This is a genomic window from Spirillospora sp. NPDC046719, from assembly GCF_040645715.1.
In the GTDB taxonomy this organism is placed as follows: domain Bacteria; phylum Actinomycetota; class Actinomycetes; order Streptosporangiales; family Streptosporangiaceae; genus Spirillospora.
On sequence record NZ_JBEYYT010000421.1, the window covers coordinates 1 to 8,019 of the forward strand.

General features: G+C 72.7%; 8 protein-coding genes. 6 read left to right on the plus strand and 2 right to left on the minus strand.

What is annotated here, in order from left to right:
* On the minus strand, positions 1-1,168 hold a 1,168-nt coding region (locus ABZ914_RS41530; RefSeq protein WP_500200158.1), incomplete at its 3' end, for an MDR family MFS transporter.
* A gap of 89 nt (positions 1,169-1,257) precedes the next feature.
* Here ABZ914_RS41530 and ABZ914_RS41535 point away from each other — a divergent pair.
* Positions 1,258-2,235 carry an ArsR/SmtB family transcription factor gene (locus ABZ914_RS41535; RefSeq protein ID WP_500200159.1) on the plus strand — a complete coding sequence of 326 codons (978 nt, stop codon included), beginning with the start codon at positions 1,258-1,260 and terminating at the stop codon, positions 2,233-2,235.
* A 10-nt stretch (positions 2,236-2,245) separates the two neighbouring features.
* On the opposite strand, the gene ABZ914_RS41540 is transcribed toward ABZ914_RS41535, so the two are convergent.
* Positions 2,246-3,238 carry a terpene synthase family protein gene (locus ABZ914_RS41540; RefSeq protein WP_387028854.1) on the minus strand — a complete coding sequence of 331 codons (993 nt, stop codon included), beginning with the start codon at positions 3,236-3,238 and terminating at the stop codon, positions 2,246-2,248.
* 183 nt (positions 3,239-3,421) lie between these two features.
* Here ABZ914_RS41540 and ABZ914_RS41545 point away from each other — a divergent pair, with 183 nt between their 5' ends.
* The 5 genes from ABZ914_RS41545 to ABZ914_RS41565 all read left to right on the plus strand — a co-directional run bounded on the left by ABZ914_RS41545 (position 3,422) and on the right by ABZ914_RS41565 (position 8,002).
* Positions 3,422-4,240, plus strand: coding sequence for a transporter substrate-binding domain-containing protein (locus ABZ914_RS41545; RefSeq protein ID WP_500200161.1), 819 nt, complete (start codon positions 3,422-3,424; stop codon positions 4,238-4,240).
* Positions 4,237-5,070, plus strand: coding sequence for an amino acid ABC transporter permease (locus tag ABZ914_RS41550; RefSeq protein ID WP_500200162.1), 834 nt, complete (start codon positions 4,237-4,239; stop codon positions 5,068-5,070). The genes ABZ914_RS41545 and ABZ914_RS41550 overlap by 4 nt, the downstream gene beginning before the upstream one ends.
* The gene (locus tag ABZ914_RS41555) at positions 5,067-5,906 is read left to right on the plus strand and encodes an amino acid ABC transporter ATP-binding protein (protein WP_500200164.1); all 840 of its coding nucleotides are present in this window, start codon (positions 5,067-5,069) and stop codon (positions 5,904-5,906) included. Before ABZ914_RS41550 ends, ABZ914_RS41555 begins: the two co-directional genes overlap by 4 nt.
* 80 nt (positions 5,907-5,986) lie before the next feature.
* On the plus strand, positions 5,987-7,348 hold the full coding sequence (gene glnA2, locus ABZ914_RS41560) for a gamma-glutamylpolyamine synthetase GlnA2 (RefSeq protein ID WP_190864334.1): 1,362 nt from the start codon (positions 5,987-5,989) through the stop codon (positions 7,346-7,348).
* 18 nt (positions 7,349-7,366) lie between these two features.
* Positions 7,367-8,002, plus strand: a complete 636-nt coding sequence (locus ABZ914_RS41565; protein WP_500200166.1) for a hypothetical protein — start codon at positions 7,367-7,369, stop codon at positions 8,000-8,002.
* Positions 8,003-8,019: the final 17 nt, after the last annotated feature.

Sequence of the window (8,019 nt, forward strand, 5' to 3'; positions counted from 1 at the left end):
GGCCCGTGCAGCTCAGCCAGAGCAGCGCGGGCCCGCCGGCGCCGAGCAGCTGGGTGCCGCCGAGCGGCGCCAGCAGGAACCCGCCCGACCACGCCATCCCGTACAGGCCGCTGTAGCGGCCGCGCAGGTGCGGCGGCGCGAGATCGGCGACGACGGCCTGCAGCACGGACGCGGCGGTGATCTCGCCGAGCGTCCAGACCAGGATCGTCGCGGTGAAGCCGGGCAGCGAGGTCGCCAGCGCGGTCAGCCCGTAGCCCGCGCCGACCAGCGTGAACCCGGCCACCATCACCAGGCTGTGGTCGCGCCGGCTCAGCCACGCGCTGACCAGCGGCTGGACGATGATGATCAGCACGCCGTTGGCGGCGATGGCGATGCCGTAGTCCTGCGGCCCGAGCCCCGCCTCCTTCATCGCGAGCGGCATCGTGGTCATGCCCTGCATGAGCACGAACGTGTAGCAGAGCATGACCGTCGCGTAGCCGACCATGACGCGGTCGCGCAGCACCTGGACGAACCCGCCGGGCCCGTCGTCGCGGCCGGCGCCGCGCACCCGCGTCTCCGGGACGGCGCGCCACACCAGCAGCCCGAACGCGGCGCAGGTGGCGGCGTCGATCCAGAACAGCAGCTGGAAGCCCTCGCGGGCGAGGGTGCCGCCGAGCACCATCGAGAACGCCCAGCCGAGGTTGACCGCCCAGAACAGCAGCCCGAACGCGCGCGGCCGCTCCGCCGGGGAGATGATGTCGGCGACCATCGCCTGGGCCGCGGGCCGGTACATGTCGAGGAGCAGGCCGAGGACGAGCGCCGCCACGATGATCGCCGCGATCCCGTGCGCGTAGCCGAGCGCCAGCATCGCCGCGCCCGTGCCGACGGTCGCGCAGGTCAGCGTCGCGCGCCGGCCGAGCCGGTCGGCGAGGGCGCCGCCCGCGAGCTGCCCGGCGAACGAGCCGGCGCCGAGCACGGCCATCACGGCGCCCGCCTGCCCGAGCGACAGGCCCCGCGCCGTGGTCAGGTACAGGCCGAGGAACGGCTCGACCATCGTGCCGAGCCGGTTGAGCAGGGAGCCCGCCCACAGCACCCAGAACGTCCGGGGGAGGCCGCCGACGCGGGGCCGCAGGAACGCCGCGATGCGGCCCGGCGCGGGACCGACAGGAGTGTCGTCCAATGTGGTCACTTGCACGATGGTCCGCGAACGCCGCGGACCGCGGCATTGATTTAGTCTGGGCTAAATGACCGAGGTCGTGCCGTGATCGGGTTCGTGCCGTGATCGAGTTCGTGTTCGCGCCGGACGACGCCGCCCGCGTCCGGTTCGCGTTCTCGCCGCTGCTGGAGCTGGTGCGCAGCCTGCGGGTGCTCGCCGACCCGTCCGGGCACGCCCTGCACCTGCCGTGGGTGCACGGCGTCCGGCCCCGGCTGCGCGGCCTCGACATGGCGCCGCTGATGGCGGCCGTCCCGGCGTGGGGCTACATCCCCGACTTCCTCACGCCGCCGCCGGGGACGCCGCTGCCCGACCTGGACGCCGAGCTGGAGATCGTCCGGAGCACGCCGCCGGAGGTCGTCGCCGCCGAGCTGCGGTGGACCGAGCGCGGCAACCGGGCCGGGCCCGAGCGCCTGGCGATGGCGGCCGAGCCCGAACGCACCCTGGAGACCCTCGTCGGCCTGCTGGAGCGGTACTGGGCCGCGGCCGTCGAACCGTACTGGCCGCGGCTGCGCGACCTCCTCGAAGGGGACATCCTGCGCCGCGCCCGCGCCCTCGCGGCGCACGGCACCGCCGGGGTGTTCGGCGACCTGCACGACGACGTCTCGTGGCGGTCCGGGACCCTCAGGGTCGACCGGCGGTGGGAGTTCCGCGGCGAGCTGCTGGGCCGCGGCCTGCTGCTGGTCCCGAGCGCGTTCGTGTGGCCGAACGTGTCGGTGATGGTGCCGCCCTACCAGCCGATGCTCAGCTACCCGCCGAACGGCGTCGGGACGCTGTGGGAGACCGGCCGCGACCAGGGAGCGGGCTCGCACGCGCTCGCCGCGCTGATCGGGCGGCGCCGCGCCGAGCTGCTCATCGCGCTCGCCACGCCCGCGTCCACGACGGAGCTGGCCGCCCGGATGGGCGTCACGGCCGGAGCGGTCAGCCAGCACCTCGGCGTCCTCCGCGCGTGCGGCCTGGTCACCGGCCACCGCCTCGGCCGCCGCGTCCTCTACGCCCGCACGCCCTCCGGCGACGCCCTGGCCGCACCCGCCCAGCGTTGACCGCGGCAGGTCAGCGGAGCGAGGCGAGGGCGTCGAGGCGGAGCTGGGCGGGCGCGGCGGACTCGTAGCGGCCGGACTCGGCGAGCCAGTCCATGTGCGCGCGGGGGGTGTCCAGGAGGACCTTGACGACCTGCGCGGCGGCGGCGCGCTGCGCGACCGTCAGCTGCAGCCGGTCGAGCATCTCGGGCAGCCGCCGGGCCGCCTTCCACGCCTGCTCCAGCCGCCCCGCGATCCGCTCGGTGACCACCGTGGCCGCCTGCTCCGGCGTCAGGCGGTGGGCCGCCGCGAGGACGGCGGGCAGGCCGTGCACGTCGCCCCGGGCCGTCTCCATCTCGTACGACGCGAGGTCGTTGGACCAGGCGACGACGTCGGCGACGCTCTCGGCGACCGTCAGCCAGCGGGGCGTGCGCAGCAGCCGCGCGGGCAGCTCGACGCCGAGCACCGGCTCGACGAGGTCGTACAGGAACGGCCCGCAGGCCCGGCGGCGCAGCGCCGGGAACTCCGCCGGCGTCGGGACGTGCCGGATGCGCCGGTTGACGGCCTCCTCCGCGCAGCCGTCGCGGTGCGCCTCCAGCTGCAGGATGAAGCGGCGCCGCCAGTCCCGGCTCATGCCCTTGGACGTGGCCTGCCAGAGCTCGACCAGCGCCGACTCCAGCGGACGGGCGCCGGGCCGGGCGTGGCCGCGCCGCATCGCGCGCAGCAGGTCGTCGTACAGGGCGTGCACGGCGCTGCCGCTGTCGGCGAGCGGCGGGTGGTCGAGGGTGTCGTCCAGCGCGAGCGCCCAGGTGAGCCAGCGCGCGAACAGGTCGACGGCGGCCAGCTCCGCGTCCGGGAAGACGCGGGCGGCCAGTCGCTCGCAGCGGGCGCGGCCGAGCGGCGAGGTGTCCGGATCTCCGAGCACCAGGCCGCGGCCGCGCGCCCAGGCCTCCACCTGCGCGCCCAGCTGCCAGGACTCCGGGTGCATGGCCGACGGGGCGGCCAGCGCGGCGGCCCGGTCGCTCATCGAGAGAAGAAGAGAGATGTCCACGACACGGCCCACGTTAATGATCAACGTCCGGTGGAACCATGATCGCAACGTCAATTCTCGGGAAACGCCGGACGCGGAGGGTCAGCGTGGGGTATGCCGGGCGCCCGGCCCGGCATGGCATAGTTCGGTGATCGCGAAGAGCTCGACTCAGGAGGAAACGTGTCCAGACGGACCACACGGTGGGCACTGGGCGCGGGCGTCGCCGCCCTTGCGCTGACCGCTTCGGCGTGCGGCGGCAGCGACGGCGCGACCGTGCAGGGCGTCAAGCTCATCAAGAAGGGCGCGCTGACGTCGTGCACCCACCTGCCCTACCCGCCGTTCCAGGTGGAGCAGGGCGGCAAGGTGGTCGGCTTCGACGTCGACATGATCGACCTCGTCGCCAAGAAGCTGGGCGTGACGCAGAAGGTCGTCGACACCCCGTTCGAGACGATGAAGACGGGCGCGGCGCTCAACGCCGGCAAGTGCGACATCGTCATGGGCGGCATGACGATCAAGCCGGACCGGGTCCAGTTCATGGACGTCTCCGAGCCGTACTTCGACGCCACCCAGTCGCTGATGGCGAAGAAGGGCAGCGGCATCACGAGCCTGGACGACGTCAAGGCCCGGAAGCTGAAGCTCGGCTCGCAGGCGAGCACCACCGGCGAGGACTTCGTCAAGGGCAAGGGCTTCGACCCGTCGTCCTTCGACAACTCCAACGCCGAGCTGGACGGGCTGCGCACCGGCCAGGTGGACGTGATCGTGCAGGACGACCCGGTCGTCAAGGGCTGGCTGAAGGACCCGGCGAACAGCAAGTACGAGATCGTCGCCAACCTCAACACCGGCGAGCAGTACGGGTTCTGGATCCGCAAGAACTACAACAAGAAGCTCGTCGAGCTGACGAACCAGGCGATCCAGCAGGCGAAGCAGGACGGGACGTACAAGAAGATCTACGAGAAGTGGATCGGTCCGATGCCGGCCGCGGCGGGTAAGCCGTCGTGACCGCGGAGCAGGTGACGCCCGTGGCGGCGCCCGGCGGGCTGTCCCGCCGGGCCCGCCGGCGGGTGTCGCTCGGCGGCCAGTACGGGCTGTTCATCGTCGTCGTGGTGCTGATCGCGGCGCTCGCGAACTGGCAGCAGCTGCACACGAACTTCGCCAACTGGAGGGTCGCCAAGGCCCTGTTCCCGGACATCATCACCGTCGGGCTGCGCAACACCGCGGTCTACACCGCGGTCGGGTTCGGCATCGGGCTGGTGCTGGGCCTGGTCATCGCGCTGATGCGGCTGTCGCCGGTGCTGCCGTACCGCTGGTTCGCGACGGCCTACATCGAGATCTTCCGCGGCCTGCCGCTGCTGCTGATCTTCATCTTCGTCGGCGTCGGCGTGCCGCTGGCGTTCCCCGGCACGACCATCCCGGGCGGCGCGGTCGGGCAGGCGGGCCTCGCGCTCGGGCTGGCCGCCGCCGCGTACATGGCCGAGACGATCCGGGCCGGCATCGAGGCCGTCCCGAGGGGGCAGCTGGAGGCGGCGCGCTCGCTTGGCATGTCGCAGGCCCGGGCGATGCGGTCGATCATCCTGCCGCAGGCGTTCCGGATCATCATCCCGCCGCTCACCAACGAGCTGGTGCTGCTGTGCAAGGACTCCTCGCTGGTGCTGTTCCTCGGCATCACGCTGGAGCAGCGCGAGCTCACCAAGTTCGGCCGGGACCTCGCCGGCCAGCAGGGCAACACCACCCCGATCATCGTGGCGGGCATCTGCTATCTGATCATCACCATCCCGCTGAGCCTGCTGGCCCGGCGGCTGGAGGCGCGGCAGCGCAGGGAGCAGCGATGACGGTCCTGGACCAGGGCGCGGACGCGCCGGGCGGCACCGGCCGGGCCGTCGAGATCAGCGGGCTGCGCAAGTCGTTCGGCTCGAACGAGGTGCTGCGCGGCATCGACTTCCACGTGGAGCGCGGCGAGGTGGTGTGCGTCATCGGCCCGTCCGGGTCGGGCAAGTCGACGCTGCTGCGCTGCGTGAACCTGCTGGAGGAGCCGACCGCGGGGACGGTCCGGGTCGGCGGCGTGGAGGTCACCGACCCGGACGTCGACATCGACGCCGTGCGCCGCCGGATCGGCATGGTGTTCCAGTCGTTCAACCTGTTCCCGCACCTGACCGCGCTCGGCAACGTCACGATCGCGCAGCGCAAAGTGCTCAAGCGGGACAAGGCGGAGGCCGAGCGGATCGCCCGGCGGAACCTGGAGCGGGTCGGGCTCGCCGACAAGGTGGACGCCTACCCCGCCAAGCTGTCCGGCGGGCAGCAGCAGCGCGTGGCGATCGCCCGCGCGCTGGCGATGGGCCCCGAGGTGATGCTGTTCGACGAGCCGACGTCCGCACTGGACCCCGAGCTCGTCGGCGACGTGCTCGGCGTCATGCGGGGTCTCGCCGAGACCGGGATGACCATGCTCGTCGTCACGCACGAGATGTCGTTCGCCCGCGAGGTCGCCGACCGGGTGGTGTTCATGGACGGCGGCGTGGTCGTCGAGGAGGGCCCGCCGTCCCGGGTGATCGCCGATCCGGAGCACGAGCGGACCCGGGCCTTCCTGTCCCGGGTGCTCGATCCGGCCGCCGCCCGGGTGGATGGCTCCGTTCCGTCGGATAAGTTCGGATCTGACGGGGCGAACGCGTAACGTCGCGGTAACAGCGTCCGGGCATACTGCAGGTCGGGCCGGACGAGTCGGCCGGCACCGCGTCACCGAGGGAGAGGGCTTTGGACCGTCAGCAGGAGTTCGTGCTCCGCACGCTGGAGGAGCGGGACATCCGCTTCATCCGGCTGTGGTTCACCGACGTGCTCGGGTTCCTCAAGTCGGTGGCCGTGGCGCCCGCCGAACTGGAGGGCGCCTTCGGCGAGGGGATCGGCTTCGACGGGTCGGCGATCGAGGGCTTCGCCCGCGTGTACGAGGCCGACATGATCGCCAAACCGGACCCGTCCACGTTCCAGGTGCTGCCGTGGCGCTCGGAGTCGCCCGGCGTCGGCCGGATGTTCTGCGACATCCTGATGCCGGACGGCACGCCGAGCTTCGCCGACCCGCGGTACGTGCTCAAGCGGGCGCTGGCCCGCGCCGCCGACCTCGGGTTCACCTTCTACACCCACCCCGAGATCGAGTTCTTCCTGCTCAACGACAAGCCGGAGGACGGCCGCGAACCCGACCCGGCGGACGCGGGCGGGTACTTCGACCACACCCCGCACAGCGCGGCGCACGACTTCCGGCGCAACGCGATCATGATGCTGGAGTCCATGGGCATCTCGGTGGAGTTCAGCCACCACGAGGGCGCCCCCGGCCAGCAGGAGATCGACCTGCGGTACGCCGACGCGCTCACCACCGCCGACAACATCATGACGTTCCGGCTGGTGATGAAGGAGGTTGCGCTCGACCAGGGCGTGCACGCCACGTTCATGCCGAAGCCGTTCACCGAGCACCCCGGCTCCGGCATGCACACCCACATGTCGCTGTTCGAGGGCGACCGCAACGCCTTCTACGAGCCCGGCGCGGAGTTCAAGCTCTCCAAGGTCGGCCGCGCGTTCATCGCGGGCCTGCTGCGGCATTCCGCCGAGATCACCGCAGTCTGTAACCAGTGGGTGAACTCCTACAAGCGGCTGTGGGGCAACGTCGGCTCCGCGGCGGGCGCCGGGGGAGAGGCCCCGTCCTACATCTGCTGGGGCCACAACAACCGGTCGGCGCTCGTCCGCGTGCCGATGTACAAGCCGCACAAGGGCCACTCGACCCGCATCGAGTTCCGGTCGCTGGACACCGCCGCCAACCCCTACCTGGCGTTCGCGGCGATCCTCGGCGCCGGCCTCAAGGGCATCGAGGAGGGCTACGAGCTGCCGCAGGGCGCCGAGGACGACGTCTGGGCGCTCACCCCGGCCGAGCGGCGCGCGCTCGGCATCGAGCCGCTGCCGCAGAACCTGGACGAGGCCGTCCGCGCGATGGAGCGCAGCGAGCTGATGGCGGACGTCCTCGGCGAGCACGTGTTCGACTTCTTCCTGCGCAACAAGCGCCAGGAATGGGAGGACTACCGGCGACAAGTCACCGAGTTCGAGCGCAAGAGGCTGCTGGCGGTGCTCTGACCGGAATACGGTTGGAACGTGAGCGAGCCGTGGACCACCGACCGTCGCCGTCCCTCTCTCGCCGGCCGGCTCGCGCGGCTCGGGTTCACCGACGCCGGGCGGGCCGAGCGGCTGCTGCTGGAGGCCGAGCGGGACGCCGGGGCGGGGATCGGTGACGATCTCCTCGACGCCCTCGGCGGCACCGCCGACCCCGATCTCGCGCTGAACGGGCTGCTGCGCGTGCTCGCGTCGGCGGACGAGCGCGGCGCCGGCGCGGACCTGCGCGCCGCGCTGCGCGCCGAGCCGGGCACCCGGGAGCGGGTCGCCGCCGTCCTCGGGGTCAGCGACGCCCTCGGCGACCACCTCGTCCGGCATCCCGAGCACTGGCGGGTCCTGCGCGACGACGGCGCGCCCGGCGAGCCGGAGCGCCCGTCCGCGGGCGCGCTGCGCACGGCGCTGCTGGAGGCGGTGGGCGCCGACCCGGCCGCCGAGGCCCCGGTGGCGTCCGGCGCGGGCCCCGAGACGCTCGTCGCGCTGCGCGCCGCGTACCGGGCGCGGCTGCTGTCGCTGGCGGGCCGCGACCTGATCGGCGTCGCGGACGTCGCCGAGGTCGCCGCCGAGCTGGCCGACCTCGCCGCCGCCGCGGCCGGCATCGGACCGATCCACTTCTCGTAGATCTTCTTGTACGTCCC

Coding starts and splice junctions, on each gene's coding strand:
- ABZ914_RS41540 (WP_387028854.1), bottom strand. CDS start 3,238: ATGAGCGACCGGGCCGCCGCGCTGGCCGCCCCGTCGGCCATGCACCCG.
- ABZ914_RS41555 (WP_500200164.1), top strand. CDS start 5,067: ATGACGGTCCTGGACCAGGGCGCGGACGCGCCGGGCGGCACCGGCCGG.